Origin of the sequence: Candidatus Hartigia pinicola (assembly GCA_020541205.1) — a bacterium.
GTDB lineage: Bacteria > Pseudomonadota > Gammaproteobacteria > Enterobacterales > Enterobacteriaceae > Hartigia > Hartigia pinicola.
Genome location: CP048208.1, coordinates 1,197,313 through 1,220,400, shown reverse-complemented (window position 1 = coordinate 1,220,400; position 23,088 = coordinate 1,197,313). Strand labels below are relative to the sequence as shown.

The following is a 23,088-nucleotide window of genomic DNA, read 5'->3' as shown; positions in this document are numbered from 1 at the left end:
ATATCATTATTTAGCCTTTGTGTGTTACACACTAGATACGATTGTTGAGATAATAAAAGTTATGAATTTACATATTCATTATGCAGCATAAAAATATTCTATTGTCGACTCTAGAATTAATAGATGGATAAAAATATTAAACTGTAGGATATCTAATTTTAGTTTTGTCTCTTGACTCGATTCATAATTTAGAATATTTAGCTATTTCGATACTTCTGTCAAATCGGTGTTTTTAAAACTTCTTTATATATGTTTTCTGCATTTTTTCTAAATAACATATATTGTTTTTACTTTTTATATTTAAAAAATTTTAAAGATTCAACTGAAATGTTATACTTCATAAGTTAATTATAAAATTTTAATATTTAAGTCAGTTAACTTTCAACTATTTAGGTAGAAAAGTTTGATGACTTGAGATGCTAAAGTATATTAAAACAATGCATTCTTCATGCAGTTTCTGATTATACCGCCTTCCTGAGATTAGTAATTTATTATTACACCTTATTTTTGAAAAATGATATAAAAAATTAATCTTAGAATATCTTACCTAAAATAATGTTTTACATTTTCTTTAGAGTATTTTTTATATTAATATTCTTTGTTTTAGTCTCGTTAAGACACAATCATAGGAAAATCCTAACACTAAAAGTTTGTAATATGTAGTTACTTTTTTATTATGAAAAAAGTTTGGTTCTTATTAATAAATGAAGTAATATTTTAGTAATTTAAATAATAATGAGAATTTACTCAATTGACGTCTTTTATATATATAGTAAATATAGATTATTAATTAGTGATTTTATTATAGAATTGATTAAGTTGTTTTATAGATTAGATAATAAATGTAAACATGAATGTATTATATTATGAGTATGCACAGAAAGCGTGTGTTTGAAGTAGAACTGTCTTAAAATGGTTTGTTCTATTTAAGTTAAATGCATATTAAGATTTTACTAGCCTAAAATCTTGTAAGAGCAACGAGGATGCTGAGAGCGTTTTTAAAATTTATAAATAGGCAATAAATTACCTTTTCTTAATTTGATTTATCAGAATCGGAAAATTAAAAAACCTTCAAATTTCTTTCGATGATTACTCCAACTTGAGAGGCTTGAGTAATAGCTCCTGGTTTAGTAACTTTAATTTTAACCCAGGGACAATTGAAATTCTTTAATAACAATTGAGCTACTTCTTCAGCGACGCGTTCAACTAAATTATATTTAGTGTTACTTACGTGTACAATAAGAGCTTGACTAACTGTCTCATAATCAAGAGAATACATTATATTATCACTCATTGATGCGCGAGTGATATCCCATCCCATCTCAATATCAAACACTAATGTTTGTTTAATTTTTTGTTCCCAGTCATATGTACCAATTGTAGTCGTAATTGACAATTGTTTAATAAATACGATATCCATCAAGTTATTTTCTTGTTAATATGTGGAAGTAAGAATACTGTAAAAATATTTTTTCAAAATAATACAGTTCATAATAAATATATTTTTAATAATAGTTTAAGTTAAATGCAGACAATACGCGTAGGCACGAATTAATTACCATTGCAATGATTTTGAATATAATAAGTTTTCTTCATTTTTTTGATATAGAGAGTCACGTGCAGAGATCGCTGTATTTTGTAAAACTTACAGACTCATATCAAAATTGTTTTACTAAATTTAGTGTAAAAAATATATTGTTCATGAGTGTTGCGTGAACTGTTAACATAGCAAAGAATGTAGTATATTGCAAAATAATTTTTATTTTTTAGTATACCTACCACGTGACATTATCATAATTTTACTGTAATTTTTAGCTATTTTAGTTTTTTATATATATTTAGTTTGTTACTTTTAAGGGAAAAGTAATATTTAGTTTTTGTTCTGGGAAAAGATCTGATCTTTTTAAACTGATGACTAAGGTTTAATAATTTATAGCTTGATTTAACATGTATTTTTTTGTTTATTCAGAGTTATATTCTGAATATTATGTTTTTTAATCTGCATAATATCTCAGAGTAATATTCGGAATTTTGGTATTAAACAAATGTAGTATAAAATAAAAATGAAAAAAATACAAAATAATTTCTTAAAAAATTTAAGAATAAGAAAAAGATTAATATTATAAAAATTAAATAAATAGTCTTTATTCTTTTTTTATAATTTTTATTTAAAATACTCAAAATACTTCGCTGTACTTAATTTTATTATGACATAATTTGTCATGCTAGATAAAGGAATTTCTCTAGAGTTGTGATAAAAAGATTATCAATACAAGAGTAATAATCTAAAAGTAGCATTTCACTCTTTCTTACAATTTTCTATTTTTAGTAATTATGAATACTACATACTATTCATACTCTGAAAATTTTTCAAAATAGTGTGCATGTCTCAAGGAAAATAGTGATTTTAAAAATATTTTGGCTAAAATTTTGGAGAAATACTTTTATCTTTTGAAATTCGCTTCTATAATAACAATTTCATAAAGTGCACTTTAAATACTTATTAAGATATTTTGTCTCATAAAAAATTTTTTATTAGAATTATTCAATTGTATAATAGTTTTATAAGTCACGTTATTACCCCTTACATTGTAATATTATTAATAATTATATAAATTTTTTTATATTTTAAATATTTTTGATAAAGCATTCATCAGTTTAAAATAGTAATGAAATTATTTATATATATCAAAGTATTAAAGTGTTTGTTTTTAAGTGTCTAGATAAGAAGATTTTAATTTCTTAAGAATGTTTTTTAATTTTTCTTATTATTTCATGTTTATTTTATTACGTGATTGTCATATATGAAGTGTATAATTGCTAATTAATCAGAAATTATAATTATGTTCTTTCATATTTTATAAATTTGCTGTTTTTCTGACAAGCTATATCAATAGATATCATTCTCTATTGTAGGAAAATGTTTTTACTACATATTTTATGAACTTTGATGCGAATTTGTAAATGTATTGCATAAAATTCAGAGAATAATAGAAAGTGTTTTTAAAAGATTTCTAATCTTTCATAAAAAAGATTTATTTCTAATGTTACTTATTATCTTCGGTAAGTCTGCAATACTATTAATAATAAAATCGGCACTTTTTATTGCTTGCCATGTAATCAACGCTCCACTTTTTACTAAAATGTTTGTCGCTATATTTGCAGCTCTACCTGCTTGTATATCTGAGAGTTTGTCACCAACCATAATAGAGGATGCCATATCTATATTAAGCAATTGTTGGGCATCTAGAAACATGCTTGATTTTGGTTTTCGACAGTTACAGTGCTGATCGTCAGCCTTATCTTTAGATTTAGGATGATGAGGGCAAAAATAAATGCCATCAAGATAAATACCGCGATAAGCTAATGAGTATTCCATCCATCTTGTTAGTTTCATGAAACTATCTTCTGAATAAATACCACGACCAATACCAGATTGATTTGTCACGATAATTAGCGAGTAGCCCATTTTTTTTAGTTCAATCATAGTCTCATGAGCACCTTTGATAAACTGAAAGTCATTAATTTTATGTACATATCCATGATCAATATTTATTGTTCCGTCTCTATCTAAAAAGACTGCAGGTGTTCCTTTTTGCATTGGTTTTCTCCTTACAAAAATGTTTTAAATATTTTATAAAAGATTAACAATAAAACAAATAAGTATAAATATATTAGTCAAACTTGATTAAAAACTTTCGATTTTTTTTAGCACCCTCGTGTTTGACTATTTTAGAATTTATATATCTAAAAAGAATTTTTATTTATTTAAAATAAATAAATTATCAAATTATTGAGTAGGAATGCTTTACTATAAATTAAGAATCAGGGATTAATATATAATTATTTTATATGTTTTTAGTAAAGCAATATGTTGTGTATTATTGTTGGTGCTGCAGAATTAAATAATTAAATACTAAGTGTTTAATTAAACTATCAATTCCGATTAAATATTGACTGGAAATGTTTGAGAGTTTATATAAAATTTTAAAAATCATTATTTTATCTACTATCTCAAAATAAGAAAAGTCTGTAGTAGTAATATCAGAAAATAGATTTTAAAAAATGAAACTATTATGTCTTAACAAACTGAAATACATACTGAATTTGGTAAATCAATGGATTTAATTTATGTGGGTACTTTTTTGATATACGAAAAACGTTTGCCTAACACAAGTTGAAAATGTAGCTTCGTTATTTACGTACTAAAATATCATAGTATATTAGTTTGTAAAGCTATAAAATAAAGCAATAGTTAAAACATCTAGAATTTTGGCAAGAGGTGTAAAAACGTGACATATCTTTGTCAAAATTTCTCAAAAGTAATCTAAAGTCTCAATATTAATTTTGATAATTATTAATTGTATGAAGGGTGAATAAAATAGATATCGTTACTAAAAAAAAGACTATGATTTTGATAAACAATTGCTAGTAAATAAAATATTATAGTAGAAGCTCGATATTTGTTTTTTTTGGTAAGTATATCAATGATAATTGATCTTATGTATAGATAAGAAACGTTTAGATCTAGTGGTACTGTATCAACATATTTGTTTATATAAATTATGTCTTCTCAGATCATTATTATATAAGAAATACATTTATAAATTATGCATCTTATATATCGAGTCTAATTTTTAGAATAAAAAAATGTAATAAATTTTATATATTTCATGTAATTTCTAAAATTTTTTTATTGAAAATATATTAAATTATTAAATGAAATGTCTTTTAGCATGAACAATAATAGTATTTTAATACTTGTTTTTTATTTTGCAATATTAATCTTTATTTAAAAGAGAAAATTAAAGCGCATATTAGTAAAATGAACTGCTGAAAGTTGTTAAACTCATAGAACAGTATAAAGCTCTTCATTACATTGTTTTGGAAATTATAAATAGTGTAGCTCTATTGCAGATGTATTAAAAAATATCTAAATTTTTGTTCTGTTATTTATTAACCAGTACACTTCTCTAGGAACTTGTCGATAATAAGTATTTTAAAATATTGACAATTAAGTTGGTATTATTAGTTGTGGTTTTTAATTACATACAATTAAGTGAGTTTAGTTTTGATCATTTTAAAAATCTGTTTTTAAGAATTGATAAAATTAACACTAATTATTGATATAATGTATAATTATAAAATAATTAAAAATAAATTGTATTTTATCTCTGAATGCTATTGAGCATTGAATTTATATATTAATTTATTAATATTATGTTTATCTCTAGAGTAGTGCATACATTAAATATTGAAATTCATGCTTGAGTTTTCAAAATATACTTATCCGACGAACTATCTAATATATTATATGTACTGATCTAGACAAATTTTATCATTCCTTTTAAGTGATATTCCCATTATTGAAAGAAAAATCTTTCAAAGGAGAGTATTGTAATTATATTTGAAGGAATGCTTATCTTGATTCATATCTAGGGCGATTCATTTGCTTAATATAACTATTACGATTTTGTATTTTTAGTTGTGTTATAGTATTTGATATTCATTTATGGTTTTGCTTTACTTTATATGGTTTACTATAGATGCGTTATAAAGATATAATTTTGTATATTGTTATGTTATAATTAATGTTTTTCTTTTTGATTTTATGTATAGCTTATTAACATAAATAAATTTATTTGCATTATTTGATTAAGTTTTTCTGATTATTTATCTAAAATATGATTACCTCTATTATTAATATAGTTTCATTTATTGTTTATATGATTGAAAATATCTTACCGGAATACTAACTAATTTAAATAAGTTATCAAAGAAATATAAGAAATTAATACTAGCAGGAAAGTTAAAACAATTCGTTAATAAGTTTTATTCCTTAGGATCAAGTATAAACGTTTAAATGATATTTTCAATACAGTATTAGAAAATAAACTTATCTTCACTATTAACAAACACTGCGTTTATAACTGCTCTTTGTAGTAATGTGTATCATGTAATTTATAAATGGATATCTAATAAAAATTACGTCTCATAAAAGTTTATAAAATAGCAGCACCATTAAGATATTATAAAAAACGTGTTGAGGGATGTGTTTAATTTTATCATATGATAATCTATTGCCGTTGTTAGTACCGCTGTTAAGCGAAATTAGTTTAACTAATTGTAGTAAAAAGACAAATTCTCTTAATAAGATTTCAGTTAATGTTATTATAGGTAAGAGCCAAACTAACTAAAATTGTACACAATGAACTAAAAAAATCCCGTTTAAACGTTTAACCTCTCTCTTGTAACAATTTTTTTATAAAATTATGTGTTTAGTAAAAGCGATATTGTCTAATACTTTTTGCAACATCACACTTTATTTATAACAAAATTAAAGATAGAAATTATAAATTAACTCTTTTTTAATATTATCATATATTTTATTATTATTTACTCTAAATAAATTGTATCAGTTAAAAAGTAGTGTTATGTAGTAAAAATGTGCTATCTAATAATTTCATACACTGAGATTGTCCACTATGTTGTTATAAGAAGTGTGATTAAAATAAAAGTATGAATGTAATTTTTACTATTTTAAATTTTGTGAAATACTAAAAATTTTGAAATGCATTGTATTAATATGTTAAAATTTCTAGATATACTTGATAATAAAATTATTTTAAAAATTATCCATACTATTTAGTAAGTAGTCTATTATCACATTTAACTAATCGTGCAAGATAAATTATTTTTTTGAAGTGAAAGACTTTATTCTATTCAGTTTGTTCTAACTAATCATGATAAAAATATTATAAGAATATTCATTAGTTTCTGTATATATATTTATTAGATGAAGTTGTTAGGAAAAGTGCTTAAGTTTAATAGTAGTACTGTAAAAAGTTAGCGTCTTTTGTTAGTTTTAAAATCATGAAAATATTGTGTTATTTTACAAAATTAATATTTGTTTATTTAAAGCATACTACAAATAGCTTCTAAATTAACACGTTGAAGATGAGTATTAAATGCTTCTCATGATGTTAACCTTGATTAAGATGTTGAGTAAATTTAATATATAAATTATGATCTAGTGTTTATAAGTATGATATTAAAAAATAAAATTTATTGTATTTGTGATCTTAATAATTCCTTTCAGTATATCGTATATGTTGTTCTTAATGTTTTTACTTTTATAAATATCTATCTGCTACAATATTTTTATGTATTTTTTCATTTGTCAAGGCGAGAAAAACTATTTCTGTGCTTGTATATCCGTAACATCGCTTGTTATTACTGATATTTTTTGGGGTAAAACTTTACATGCTGACTACGAGATGTTACTTTATATTTTAAATGCTTGATTTTATATCACAACGTGTTAACATACGCATTTATTTTATAATTTAGAATATTAATAATTACGACAGCAATTTGGCTTGCTCATTAGTACCTGTATATAACTGCACTGATTGTTTTTATAAGTTTCTTCAGGAAGTTTATGCTACTTTTGTTGAGTATTTTAAAATTTATAAGAATACAATATGACATTTTTTCTAAAAAATCACTAGCTATTTTGATATAAATTATTTTGTAAAATATGCAGTTATAAAAACATATATCAAAAAATTTTTCTTTTATATGCATATTGTTAATTATTTAGTAACAAGATTTTATTGATTGATATATTTTAAATTTATCATATAGTTTATTACTTGAGTGACGAGGTGATTTAGAAATATTGTTTAAAACTAAATTATTTTCTTTAAATAAATTATAAAAAGAGTTTGATCAATAATATATAATTAGGAAATAAGTATCTACTTACAACGTTAATACCGAAACATTTATGTTTAATAGAAATCAAGTGCTATAATCGTTATGAGTTTAGAATGATTTTATTTTTATTTGTTAGTATTATTTTAGAAATAATTGTTGTTTTAGTTTCTGATTGGCTAAAGAATAGACAATTTTTTAAAAAATCATATACGGTTTATACAAGTTCTTAATAAATTCACAACACTTTAACTACCTATTTTGGTTTTTAAAGAGTCTATATATTAAAGCCTATGTATTTCTTCTTTAAACATGAAGATGTTTATAAATCTCATGTGTTGAATTAGAAAGCTTATAGAGCAAGTAACATGAGTACTCTATTTACCCCCATCGTCGTTAAGGTGTATTCGATTCATAATGCTTTGGCATTGAGGCATATCATATAGTATTATTATAAATAATACTAATCTTTTACAGATGTTGTATGCAAGTTAACTAGTAAAAGTAATCTTTCTTCGTTTTAAATAATATCTAACTTAATAACTCTTATCTCAGCGTTTATATTCTAATAAACTTTTACTAAATTGAATATCTAATATTCAATCTTAGGAAGTAGATAATTATTTAGATTATAATTATTTATTTTATTAGAGAATTATTTTAATAGATCCAAAAAATTGATACTAAGGTTGAGATTATTTTACGTTAGATCATTATTACATTATAAAAAACAAAGACCGTTATCTTTTTCTCAAATTGAGAAATAGCATATAAAATTGTTTCGATCTCTGTTATCAGAAAGTTAAAAATTGTATTTACTAACCTTGTTATTAATGCCTATTCAATCATTACTAACATAAAGCATTAAGTTAAATATTCGCTCAGAAAAAATCATAGATTTATGAAAGTGATTTTGTTAATATTTATAATAAGATTTTTCATATTCAGTAATATACTAAATTAAATAAAGGCTAAGATTTTGTTGTTGAATATTGTTAGTTGTTTTCTAAATTCTAATTTCAGTTTTTATTTGATGTAATTCAAAATTCTGATATTACTCCGTGTTTTTGAGCTTCAATTATGTTCTAACATCAGCATGTTTCACTCTATTTCTTAAATGATTAGTTTTTCAGTTTGTAAATAGTTATAGTTATAGTTAAGTAAATGATCGTAATACTTACACTATCATAGATGCAATAATTTCAACATTTAAATTATTTATAGAAAATAAAAATAGGATCAATCTTAAACTAATCGATATAATATATTCACATAAAAAATTTTTTTCTGTTTTTATTTAGTTCATTAGAATTTATACTTTTGTTTTCTATCTAAATATACACGTCTTTTTAGTAAAAAGCGTTTAATTTTTTTATGAGAATCCTTATATTTTAAATGCTTACATTTATCCGCTGATTAAGCTTTTGATAGTGAATGTAATTGTATAATTTTTAACATATGTAGATAGTGATAGCATATCAGTATATGTATATATTTCAGAAAATCTGTAGCTTATTTTTTTTGTGGGGTCTATATTTATTGGGATAAATTTAGACTATATTTCAGCCGCTGAATTATAAAAATATTTTTATGACTGCAATATGTATAGAGAAGTATATTTAAATATCTCTTTAAACAGAAATATTAAAAATTTTTATAGATAAGATTTTTCATGGTTTGTAAAGTTAAAGATTTTAGACAAAATGTCTTTTTATATATTCACTAAAACTATGTTGAAATATTTATTATCTTTTGTAGTAAAATATTTATCTTTGTTAATATTGAGTCGCATAAATAAAATTGATATAATTTTTTTAGTATGTTTGTTGTTTACTTTTAAGTATTAAAATCTATTTTAATAGATTTTTTCACTTAATAAAACTTCCATCACATTTTGTTGATTTTCTAGTTGACGGATAGTCAAGCTAAAAGCGTTAGTATCCTAGAATAGGTTTTTGATTTCATTACGAGGTTAATTATATGATATGAATTAAAATTTACTTAATAAATCTATTTCAAGTATATTGAAGAGGATGAGTGGGCATTTATGAATAGATTTGTGTATATTAATATAGCTAAAACTCTAAATTACTGGCTGATTATTAATATAAGAGCGCATTTAGTGAGTTTTTCAGTGATCAAACCAGTCAAATAAAAAATTAATGTAATATTTTAAAGGGTAAGTTTAATATGTACACTGTATTATATAAGGAAGAATTCTTTGTTTTATACAACATAGAATAATAATTTTTAAACAATCTTAACGTTGTTAAGGTTTGATTATTATTAGTATTAGTACTGACTGTATGATAGCTTTAAAAGGAAGAGCGACTACTATTAATTTTTTGAAAAAGATACGCATAATATTATTATATTTTATAAAATATCACAATATCTCTTCTTAAACTATATCATAACCTCATTGTCGCTTAATAAAATATGTTGGTTAATTTAATTCTGATATCACAACAACATTAAAAAAATATTTCAATATATTACATTGTTCTAAATAAAATGTAAACTTTACGGGAGGGTAATATATGTAAAGTGTTGTTTGCATGACTGTATGTTCTTGAATGATAGTTTTTAGCCAAATAGAGCTGCTACTGATTTTTATCAGAATGCTTTGAATGATTATCTTCTAATTTAGAAAGAAAATATATAACAACTATTATTAAAATAGGTGTCAAAAATCTGTTTTCTTAAATTAATACTAATAATTAGAAGCCTAAAGTGATTTTCGTATTTATTAATTTTTGTATTTATTAATTTTTGTAAAAATAAAGAACACATGTCTGTTCATCTCAATATTTGCAATACGGTAATATATTTTTAATATTTCATAATGGGTAGCGGTAGATATGTAAAGTTTATCGATGTATTGAAAATCATTACTAGCTATATTATGAGAAAATTAAATTTTTGGTAGTTGTTTTTTAGTTTATATAGAAATAACTTTTATATGTTAAGAGTATATGATATACTACTATTAATATAGTAGTAAATATTTTTAATTATGCACTAATTAAAATTTTTTAAAATCGCAATATATAATACATTTTATCTTTTCAATATAATTTCCACATGTTCTCGTGTTTAATGTATATTATATTTACTGGAAAATATTACTCAACATGAAAGAACTGGCAAACTTGTTTAAGTGTTTTCTTGTAGTTTGAAGAAAAGTGTTATTATTTTTTAGTCTGAAAATACTCCATTAGCACTTACAGTGCTAATGTATTTTTTTTGTTTATTACATGTGCTAAATTCTATAATTTACTAATAAATAACGGTTATATCATTACTAACAATAAGAACAATACATATTCACTAAATTTATAAACCATGGCAGCTATAGCTTTCTATTTTTTTGGACAATAATTATTTTTTTCATTGACTTTTTTTAAATATTTAATGTTATGAAATGATTTGTTATTGATATATAAACAAATACCTTTCTTTCTTTTCAATTGGCGAAATTCCCTTATACTAATTGTTACTCTTTTGAGTATTTTGCTTTAGTCAGTTATCGATATACATTTATCACAGAGTATGATGAGGAAATTTCTATGAACAGAAAAAATGATGTTATTCAGACTCATTCTGTTGTTGGATGGGATATCAGCACCGTTGATGCCTATGATGCAATGATGTTAAGGTTGCATTATCTCCCAGAAAAAAGTGAAAATAATGAGGATGCTGTTGTTGATAAAACAATGTGGTTAACAACTGATGTGGCTAGACAGCTTATTGATAGTTTACAAGCCGGTATTAATAAGATTGAATCTAATGATTACGCAGAGTACAAGATTCAGACGCATTAGTGACGATAATGGATATTTGATGATTATCAAATATCCATTAACTATACTAGTTATTCATTCTAACATACATAAATATTTAAAATAGTTAACTATAATATTTATAAAATGTTATTTCTATATATTATTTAAATAATACTCATTAATTATTATTAGTAAGTTATCAATTTTTTATTTTACTGATGGCTTTTTATATAAAATTTATTAGTGTAAATATACTAAAAAAATTATTTATTATAAATTATAATATAAAAATATTATCGATTATAAATCAAGCCTATTATTACAAGAATGTAACATAACTATTTAATACTACATAAATAATTCTGATAATAAAATAACATATTATTTTATATATTAATTTATATTCAAAAATTAGATCCTATCTTATTTCTTTAATATAATAAATTTTATATCTAAATAATTTTTTAACAAAAATAAATGATAATAATTTCATAATAAATGTATTTTATAATTAAATTAATTAATTATTTTAGGTTTACAATAATGTTTTATATAATATTTTAGTTAATAAAAATACTTTTTAAAAAATTTTTGTAAAAATAATATTTAATTATTATGATATTATTAATTTTTGTAAAAGATAACATGTATATTTAAAATCATAATAATTTAATGTACGCGAAAATAATTAGATATTTACAGAAATATGGAACGATCTAATTGATTTATATTAGTAAGATGAATATCAATGATATTATATGTAGAACTACATAGAATCTTTACTTTATTTTAATAAATTAAAATACAGAAAATTGTCAAAAGATAGTGAATAAAGATAATTAGAAAATTTAGATTACTCAGAATATAAGTTTTAGTTTGATGTGCAGTGAACCATAAAACTCGAATAATGTTTGATATATACAACATTTACAGAAAAAATATCAAATAAATGTCATTTAGTTATTAAACTTCGTTTAGTGCATACCATCTGTGCATTTACTTAAAGTATCATTTTACCCAATAAAATACCATAGGATGTGCTTTAAAAAAAATGAATATAACAAATTAATTACAGTTTTTTCTTATATAATCACAACGCAATCGATTGCTATTAAGGTTGATAATAAAAAACTTAATGACATTAGACTATTTGAAAGGTTGTTAAATTTTTAGGTTATCGATATGTTAAATATACTGATATTTAGCTGATTCCTAGTATTTTAGCTAAAATGTGTGTGCAGCTACATAACAAAAATAGAGATTATAGTTAAGAAAATGATAACTACTATACTATTTGTGCAATACATGAAATAAACTTTATATAAAATAACTTTTTTATTATTTGTATATAAACAACGGCGCGTGTTAAGTTAATTTTGTTCTTTCTAATCGCTAATTCAGGTAAGAAAATTTTTATTAACTAATATCTCGATGATTTTTACAATTATTAGCTAATTATTAGCTTATTTATAGCTCTATAGGTTACAATACTTTGATATCTTTATATTAAAGTGCAGTATATAAGATATATCTAGATTAGAAATTAATTGTAATTTAACTAGATTAGCTTAAAATGACATGTGTAAAAATTTGATTTATATTAAAGATATTATACGAGATTAAGTCAGAAAATCGAAAGTGAAATATAAACGTTTAAGAATAACTACAATAATGTTAATCTTAGTTATTATTTGATGATCTGTATTTGTTTTACTTAACATAGTAGTTTTGATGTTATGAATAGTATGGTTAAAAACCACTGAACTGTTTGATGAAATAATTTAGAAATTAGTAACATATTTTACTCATATCAGTTTAATGTCGATAAGTATCTTATTGTATAGAAGATTTATTACTTTACTATAAAACTGAGAAATTATATATATTTTGCATTTAGTAAAAAAGTATTTCTGTGAGCTATGATTTTTACAGTATATTAATAAGATTAGCTATATAATAATATTATCTCTATTATTACTTTTCTATCTACTTAAAAGATGATCATAGCTACACAATACTTTAATGTGAATGATGAGCCATTTTGGTATATGGATATTTAAACGTCGTTGAGTTAGACTGTCCTAAAAAATAATTGAGTACGTAGAGAGTTTAACCGTGTATTACTTATTTTATAATGAATGGTTATTTATTAGTTAATTCATTTTATTATTTATTTCAAGTTTAAAGAGAGTTGATAAATGGCGACGTGACTTATTAAACCTTGTATTATGTATCTTAAGTCCTGAACGACGAATGTGTTTTTCTTTTTCAGATAATTGAATTTCTTTAGTACAAGTTACACTACAACAATTTTTATATTTCTTTGCACAAGATAAGCATTGAATGAAAAGTAAATGACAATCATTATTTTTACAGTTAGTGTGAGCATCACATGCTTCACCACATTGATGGCATTGAGCTAGAATATCGTCTGTAATACGTTCACCCATCCGATTATCAAAAACAAAATTTTTTCCTTTAAAATAAATAGGTAAACCTTGTTTTTTTGCTTGGCGTACATATTCAATCACGCCACCTTCTACATGGTAGACATTTTTAAATCCGTTATGCAGCATGTACGCGCTAGCTTTTTCACAACGGATTCCACCAGTACAATACATTATAATTGTTTTGTTCTTCTGTGTTTGTAGCATGTTCACTACCATAGGCAATTGTTCTCTGAACGTATCAGAAGGTATTTCAAGTGCATTTTCAAAATGACCAACTTCGTATTCATAATGATTACGCATATCGATAAGCAAGGTATTCGGATTATGAATCATCTTATTTACTTCATGAGCTTGGAGATATTTTCCTATATTTGAAGCATTAAAGGTTTTATCAATGATCCCATCTGAAACCAGAGACTCACGAACTTTTATGCGTAGCACCCAGAATGATTGACCATTATCATCAATAGCAATATTTAGACGTAAGTGATTTAATTCTGGACGAGTGTTATAAATTACTTGGCGCAATACTTCAACATTTGAATTAGGCACACTAATTTGTGCATTAATACCTTCTTTAGCAATATAAATTCGTCCAAATATATTCAGCGCTTTAAATTTTAAATACCATTCATTCCTTAATATATTGGGGTGTTGAATATTAATATATTTATAAAATGAAATTGTAGTACGTTTTTGGATTATAGCTAACATGTTTTCTTTAAGAATTTTATTAGAAATTCGATTATGCAATACTGGCATAGTATTTCCTTTTCTATATAATTAGTGATATGTATTATATTTAATGACATGCTTATCTAGCGGCATCCCTCAAAAAGCATCAACCAATATTATGATTTAAAATCAATAAAAATGTCACTTATTAATACAGATAAGTTTGCTTGTAATAAAACAAGAGAGTCTTTAGAGGTAAGATTACTTATTGTATAACAATTTTTAGATTAATTTCAAAGTGAATGGAAGTTAGAATATAATTCTTTAGAAAGATTAACTTATTACTTGCTTTTAAAAAAATCTTTAAAAAAAATCTTATTACTGATTCAAAATTATATTTTTAAAACAATAAAATAATTAATATTAGTTTTATAAACTGTAGACCAATATGTAAATGCTTTTAAAGTTTTTAAGATACTTGCGCATTGTGAGAGCTAGCTAAACTGAGTGTAGAGTAAACGATGCAATGTTAATGGATGATGCTAAAAGTGTGCAATGTGTTGATTGTATGATTTAGAAGTATTGCAATTAGTCTACAATAGACATAATGGTGAATATTTTAGCTGCATCTTTTATTATGTGTTAATATATCTTTCATGTATACAAGTTTATTTTTTCTTTAGAAAAGCAGTTATTAAAGCGCTTATTTTGTTAGTGACATTGTACGGGTAATTAGAATAATTAGTCTAGTGACTTTAACTTTTTATTGTAATTTTTATTTAGTGCTAGAAAATGTTTAACCAAATCATTAATACAAATACACTGCAGCTTTGTTTTTAATACTTTGTATTATCGATAATAACGATAATTAATTTAGGTGTAAAATACTATTGATGCGAATTTTTGTAGCTATATTTTAAATGTTGAATCCAGCTAACTGATCACTATTTTTAAAGATTCTTATCCACATTTTAAATATTTACATATGATGTTTTTACTGGGAAATATACTGGTGCAGTATATCTAACTATTACATTATTTGAACAAATAAAATAGCGTAAAATACTTAAATAGATCAAATGTTTATGGTCGTATACGCTTGTATATACTCAGTAAATAAAAATTTAATTTCTTAAAATAATTCTTGATTATTTCACATAAGTACAGGCCTTAGTTATTTTAATAAACTATATAAAATAATTATATCTAAATAATATTTTAAATATATTGTTAACCCGTACTGTCTACTAAAATTAGTACTAAGCAAATCTTAAAAGAAAAATATTTTATAGTAACAATTCTATCTTGCAAGGACCCTTACGCTTAACCAGATTATAGGATAGTGAAATACTACAGTGAATAATATATTTTGGCATGCTGAAAATGATTTGATCAATTTTTTTGATTTATTTTAAAAGTTAAAAACTATATTAGTTTCTTTAAAATATTTATATAACGTAATAATTGATTTCTTCAAAAATAGATTATTTTACTATTAAGAGATTCTGTATTTTGTAGATACGGTTTTAAAAGTAGGATTAACAAAGCTTATATTAGTAGCAATGTGTGCGGGTGAGAACGATAATTATATTCAGATGAATACAAAACTTCAATAATGGTTTATGTTAAATTTTGTAAGATCATAAAAATATGTCATATATTTTAGAGCACTTTACTAAACATGAAAGAATGTAGTAAGATGTTTACAAAATTATGATTTATATGTAATTATTTATGATCAATAGTTTTTTAGTATTTTTAGTTTTTTATAAAAATGAAGATTTTATAGGATTTGTATGAGAAATAAATTTACTGCTTTTAGTATAAAACTGTTTAAGTATTAATAATATTACTGACTATCTTAAAAAGAATTTATAAGCAAAATATTTTGTAGTTTTACAAGACATAATCAATTTCATAAATTAAGGAGAAGGAATATGATAGTACATAATACTGTTCGAGCTTGTGACTTGATTATTTTTGGTACAAAAGGCGATCTCGCACGTCGTAAATTATTTCCATCTCTTTATCAATTAGAGAAAGCAGGCTATATTCATCCAGATACTAGAATTATCGGTGTCGGCCGTGCAGAGTGGAGCCAAAATCATTATATTAATTTCATTGAGGCTTCATTTAGTAAATTTTTAAAAGAAACTCTGCATGCAGAACTTTGGAATAAATTCAGGGAGCGATTAAATTTTTGTAATTTAGATGTTAATAAAACTGAAGATTTTATCCATTTAGGAAAAATGCTTAAACAAGATTGTCACCCCGCTATATATTATTTTGCAATGCCGCCGAGTACATTCGGTGCAGTTTGCCAAGGTCTAGGGCATGCAGGTCTTAATAAGCAGCCAAATCGAGTTGTTATGGAAAAACCATTAGGAACGGATTTAGTTTCTTCACAAGAAATTAACAATGAAGTAGCAAAATATTTTGACGAAAATCAAATTAATCGCATTGATCACTACCTTGGTAAAGAAACTGTTCTTAATTTGTTAGCTCTTCGTTTTGCAAATTCATTGTTTATTAATAATTGGGATAATAGAACAATCGATCATGTTCAAATTACTGTCGCTGAAGCAGTAGGCATTGAAGGACGTTGGGGTTATTTTGATAAAGTTGGTCAAATGCGTGATATGGTACAAAATCATTTATTGCAAATTTTAACAATGATTGCAATGTCACCTCCAGCAGATTTAACGACTGATCATATTCGTGATGAAAAAGTAAAAATATTGCGTTTATTACGTCGTATTGACCATACCAATGTGCATCAAAAAACAGTTCGTGGACAATATATAACTGGTTCTATTCAAGGAAATAGAGTTCCTGGTTATCTAGAAGAAGAAGGTGCGAGCAAACGCAGTACAACAGAAACATTTGTTGCACTACGTGTAGATATTGATGATTGGCGCTGGGCAGGCGTTCCTTTTTATTTACGTACAGGCAAGCGTTTACCTGCAAAATGTTCTGCAGTAGTAGTGTATTTTAAACAACCCGCCTTAAATATTTTTGTTGAAAATTACCAAAAGTTACCGCAAAATAAATTAACTATTCGTTTGCAGCCAGATGAAGGTATTGATATTGAAATTATTAACAAAGCTCCGGGACTGGATCATAAACATCGTTTGCAAACTACTAAATTAGATTTAAGTTTTTCGGAAACTTTCAATCATACTCATTTAGCGGATGCATATGAACGTTTATTACTGGAAACAATGCGAGGAATTCAGGCTTTATTTGTTCGTCGTGATGAAATTGAGGAGGCGTGGAAGTTTGTTGATTCTATCATAGATGCATGGGAAATAAACAATAAATCACCAAAACTATATCAAGCTGGAACTTGGGGACCTCTTGAATCAGTTGCAATGATTACACAAGATCACCGGGAATGGAATGAATTTGAATAATTTTAGTGTTGTGCTATATAAACATTATTTTCTAAAATAATTAGTGCACTCTTTTATGAGTATAAAAAATCACAGTAGATAATTATCAAGGGATATAGCAAGTGTATGAATTACTTCTTTCACTATATTTAATCAACTTATTGATCTTCATTAATCATAAATAGTTTTTCGTACTTTTAATAAAAGTAACCATCATTTTTAGATAAATCATTGATTATTATCATCTACTTTATATGATTTTTAAAAAAGAAATGGTTGCAAAATTGTATTTCTTGAAATGTTAATATTTGATTCATTGATTGTAATGATTCTAATTTATTTAAAGCTGATCTTTGTGATAAATGGTAGTATTTAATCACAGTAGATATTGGTGATTTTATATAAAAGATTAAAAGTATTATTTTATTATACATGATAAAATAATAACATATATCGAAATGTGAGATTAGTTAATAGAATTTAAGCTTAATTATAAGCTCTTGAGTTTTATTTTAGAACATCAATATCCTATAAATAGGTTGGTATTATTTCATAAAATGTTTAAAAATTAGCTTTTCTCAATTTCAAATTATTAATCAAGTAATGTACATATGTAATATTTTAAGTCATTTAGTATATTAGTCAAAGTTATAATCTAGACAACTGAAATCTGTAATTGTTATTTAATTCATATCAGAAAAATACTATTTCTGCTGATTCTGTACATGACGCATGATCATATTAAAATTATCCTATAAGTAAAAACTATTAATATTATGTTTAAAATTATTAACACCTATCATACTTTATTTTCAAATAATAATTGAAGATAGATCAATATTAAATTGAAAAAAGTTTGCAAATTATAAAATAAATATTTATAAATACAGTTTTATATACTTTCTTTCAATTTTTAAAAATTGGTTTCTAGTGGAAAATAAGATTCTATAATATAATCTATGATATTGAAAATGGAAATATGTAATAAGTTTAGAACTATCTCAAAAAGATAATGCTAATTAAATTTTAGTATCTGAAATAGAAAATAGCTAAGTGTTTTGTTTTTTTTGTATTTTTCAATAAGCCCTTCATATCTTAGTTATTTATTATTTCTTTAATTTTTTGATTTCTGAACAAATTTATTATAAAAACACTTTTACTTACAGATTATATATGTAGAGTTTATTTTTGTTACAATTATTACATCCACTTCAATTATGTCGAATAACTTTTACATCCACTGAATTATAAAAAAGATACCTTTCTATTTTATATCGTTATTATTGAGTTAATCATTATATCTCATATCTAATTAATAACAATTATGTTAAAGTTTGTCATCTTAGTTAAAACTTTTCTAGTATTATAAACAGTTTAATAAGTATATTTACTATTTTTTAAGAAACATATTCCCTATTATGATAGGGTTATTCTAAGAATGCCTGTCACTTTTATTTGTTGAATAAATGTACTGATGTGTAGTGTTTGTCTAGCTATTCATACAGATAAAATTAGTTTTTAGTTTAATAATATGAGTGTATGTTCTTTTGATATCTGACGAGATGATATATTCATACATTATAATTTAACTATAATATTTCAATTGTTATATATACATTATTACTATATGTATTTGTATAAATGATATTGGATCGGATGCAATAGATTTTAGTTTTTAGAGTATTCAATACTTGAATCATGAATTGATGTTGAAAATTTGATGTGTATTTTATGTTTGTTTAAAATATCTAAGTGTATTCATATGATTTAACTCAAGGTTGTGATTAGTAATATATAAACATAAGTAATTTCTTGCATCATGATTGATATATTTATAATATATAGTCAAAATTAATATTTTTTAAAATATGTATGCTGTTTTATGTAACAAAAAAGATAATTAACTTTACATTGATAAACTTACAATTAGTATTTTAAATATTTATTATAAAATTTTTATATTTAACAATATTTTTTAATTAACTTAATGTATATTAGACGCTTAAATTTTTGATTATAATATTAAGAGTATTGAATTTATTTTTTAGTATATTGAAAATTGAACACGATATGTGATATATGTTTTTTAAAAATACTGCACTTGTCTAAGCAATATTTAATGAAAAAGTTCTTAATGTATAAAGTGAATTTTATAAAATAAAATCTATTAAAACGATATTTTTGATAAAACCTATGTTAAATGCAATTATATAAATATTGAATTTTACTGAGATAGATAGTGTGTTTAATGCTATAGATTTTTATTTTTATCATAGTTTATGTATGTATTATATCTTTTTTAATGTTTGATAAATTAATATTTACTTGGCTCACTATACTTTCAGTATCAGTTTGAGAAAAATTAGATTTATTTCTCAAGGTGTGTATTTTAAAAAGTTTAAAATATTAATATACATGGTATTGTTTTTTTTGGAAAATTTTTTGGAATCTGTGCTCAGTTTCAACTGATTTTGAAGATATACAGAAGAAAAAACCTAACACGCATTAAAATTTAGAACGTATCTGTTTTCAACTACTTAGTAATCAAGGTTAAATTTTATTAAAATATTACTTGGTTAATTGCATGTTAGATACATAAAGAATTGTATTTAGAAAATTTTAAATAATATCTTAAGATATACGTAGTATATATTAATGTTCAAGAAAGGGAAATGAATCTCAAAATATAAATCTAATATAGTCAGTGAGATGTTACTAGAATCTGAAGCGTTTATAAGGTGAAAGTACTATAGAATACCTTTATTGAACTAGATCATGTTTTTTATTAGATACTGGTCATATGTAAAATAACATTAGTGTTAAATATATTTAATTATTTACGTTTGTCTTGTTATTGATACTTAAAAGTTATGACAGTTAGTAGGACATATATTGATTAAATTATGTATGATATAAAATATTGTTCATAAGTGGTATAATAAATTTGAATAAAATTACCAGCATTGTTATTAATGATAAATCAGTTGAAAAATTTAAATATAAAGAATTATATATAATTATTTACATGGAATATTTAAAATAATTACAGTACTTTATGTTGAAGTATGAAATTTTAAGTAATTATTATAATACTTAACATATAAAATACATGTTCAAATGTTGATTTTGTTTAATATATATAAACAATATATTTTTATTTGAAGGATTAAGAGTAAATTTTTTGAAAAAAAGATCATAACATAATGATTACTGCTATTAACAGTTTGAGTCGAATTACGTGTTATAAATATTAAAAATTTATTAATATCTATTGTAATTATTAATTAAGAAAATTTAATAAGAAAACTTACTATACTGTAAATAATGTGGTAAAGGATATGGTAATGTTCTTGAAAGGAATGCAGATAATATTGCTGACAGTAGTGTATACGTAATATACTCTCCTAGAGGTATTATCATCTGAATCAATCGTAATCGTATAAAAAAATCTAGAAATGATCTAAATAGCATTGATTCTAGTTCTGAGAGTTTTATTTCGCACGGTTGAATGCTATAGAATTGATTTAATAGTACGTGAACTAATGCGTCTTGATATAGTCTGATTCTATAAATTGAGGTATAAACATTATGACTCCACTAAATATAGAAAATAAATGATAATCACAAGTGAAAACACAAACTGTAGTAATACAGTATGAACGATGTATATAACTTGCAATTACTAAGAGGGCATGCGCGATATTATAGATGTTAAATAATAGCATATATTTCACTTTAATTGAAAAGAGTACTGAACATAGAATTTTTTTTAAAGATTAGACTTTGAGTTCAGAAAAAGAGTTTGCGTATTTATAAAATGAAAATTTTTTTATAATGTATGCTATTTTTTTACAATTTATCAATAAAAATTTATTGCAATATTATAAAAAATTATTTTATAATATTTATTATTTGAAATAGAAAGATAATCTTCGTAACTATACATATTCTTATTAAGTGATAATAAGTAAATTCTTTGTGTAGGTAATGTCGTAAAAAGAATATATCAATTAGGTTCTCATAATTGTTGTTGATTAAATAAAATTGTTAGTTTTAGAAATCATTTACTGCAGATGAATAGTAAATTAACAACCATTTTTTATTAATTTTTATATTTACATAAATCAATATAAACACGTTATTTAGAATATTTCATCGTTGTTATAATATATAGTATATACTGAAACTGAATGATAATATATTATATATGTACTAATTTATATATTCACTGATACAATTAGAAATTTGGATTGTCTATAAAAATTTACGATTTACACGTTATTCATTTTTTCAAATGTAATGATTTTATATATGTTCTATTCAAATAAGAAGTAGTGAAATCAATTGGGAAACATTTTAATAGATTAAATGTTTTCAATACTGAAAATATGAATATACCTACAGAACTCGATCTGTATAAAGTATCATCCACTGCGGTATCGTCTTAAAAATTATTTTTACCTAGAACTAGATTAGTAGTACATAATTCAGAAATAATGCCGTGTATATTACTATATTATTATTTTAAATTTTAAATAGATATTTGTTAAAAACAAAGCTAAGATTTTGAGAGAATATTTTTAAAAAAATATAGTTAATAAAGTTATTATTGGTATCTATTAAAACATCCATAAAATTTTATAATCATTTATATAAAGGCGTTAATACATACAGATAAATTTCCTAAAATAGTATGCTGTATATAAAAAATTTCAAGTAATTATAAGATATATTGTGGTAAAATACAATCTTTATAAGCAACATCTTCTCTGTATGATGTTACAATATTGCAAATAAAAACCTCTTACTAGTTTTTAACTTGTAACATAACTTCCATGCATTAATATATCTGATTAGATATCGATTATATGAGTGAAAATTGATAGATCATACCATATCATATATGCAGTGTAATGATTAAAATAGCATAATCTAAAGAATCCTAGACTGTAGGTGTGTTTTTAATTATTAAATTATTTAATGTTAATAGTTGAATTAGAAAATTTTGATTAATATAAAAATCATGAAAAGTACACAAATACTTGTTAGATTTTTGAAATTTAAAGTGTA

Annotated in this window: 5 protein-coding genes; 2 read left to right on the top strand and 3 right to left on the bottom strand. The window is 23.3% G+C overall.

Annotated features, from left to right (window positions below):
- Positions 1 to 1,060: 1,060 nt before the first annotated feature.
- Together folB and gmhB are read right to left on the bottom strand one after the other, a co-directional pair.
- Positions 1,061 to 1,420 (bottom strand): dihydroneopterin aldolase, encoded by a 360-nt coding sequence (gene folB / locus GFV14_RS02275; RefSeq protein WP_457914061.1) that lies wholly within the window; start codon positions 1,418 to 1,420, stop codon positions 1,061 to 1,063.
- Positions 1,421 to 3,022: 1,602 nt separating this feature from the next.
- Positions 3,023 to 3,601, bottom strand: a complete 579-nt coding sequence (gmhB, locus tag GFV14_RS02270) for a D-glycero-beta-D-manno-heptose 1,7-bisphosphate 7-phosphatase (RefSeq protein ID WP_457914060.1) — start codon at positions 3,599 to 3,601, stop codon at positions 3,023 to 3,025.
- A gap of 7,684 nt (positions 3,602 to 11,285) precedes the next feature.
- Between gmhB and bssS the strand changes: the two genes are divergently transcribed.
- Positions 11,286 to 11,540 carry a biofilm formation regulator BssS gene (gene bssS / locus GFV14_RS02265; RefSeq protein WP_457914059.1) on the top strand — a complete coding sequence of 85 codons (255 nt, stop codon included), beginning with the start codon at positions 11,286 to 11,288 and terminating at the stop codon, positions 11,538 to 11,540.
- 2,114 nt (positions 11,541 to 13,654) lie between these two features.
- Here bssS and trhO read toward each other — a convergent pair.
- Entirely contained in the window at positions 13,655 to 14,713 is a 1,059-nt protein-coding gene (gene trhO / locus GFV14_RS02260) for an oxygen-dependent tRNA uridine(34) hydroxylase TrhO (RefSeq protein WP_457914058.1), read from the bottom strand.
- A gap of 1,850 nt (positions 14,714 to 16,563) precedes the next feature.
- Here trhO and zwf point away from each other — a divergent pair.
- Positions 16,564 to 18,039, top strand: a complete 1,476-nt coding sequence (zwf, locus tag GFV14_RS02255; protein WP_457914057.1) for a glucose-6-phosphate dehydrogenase — start codon at positions 16,564 to 16,566, stop codon at positions 18,037 to 18,039.
- Positions 18,040 to 23,088: the final 5,049 nt, after the last annotated feature.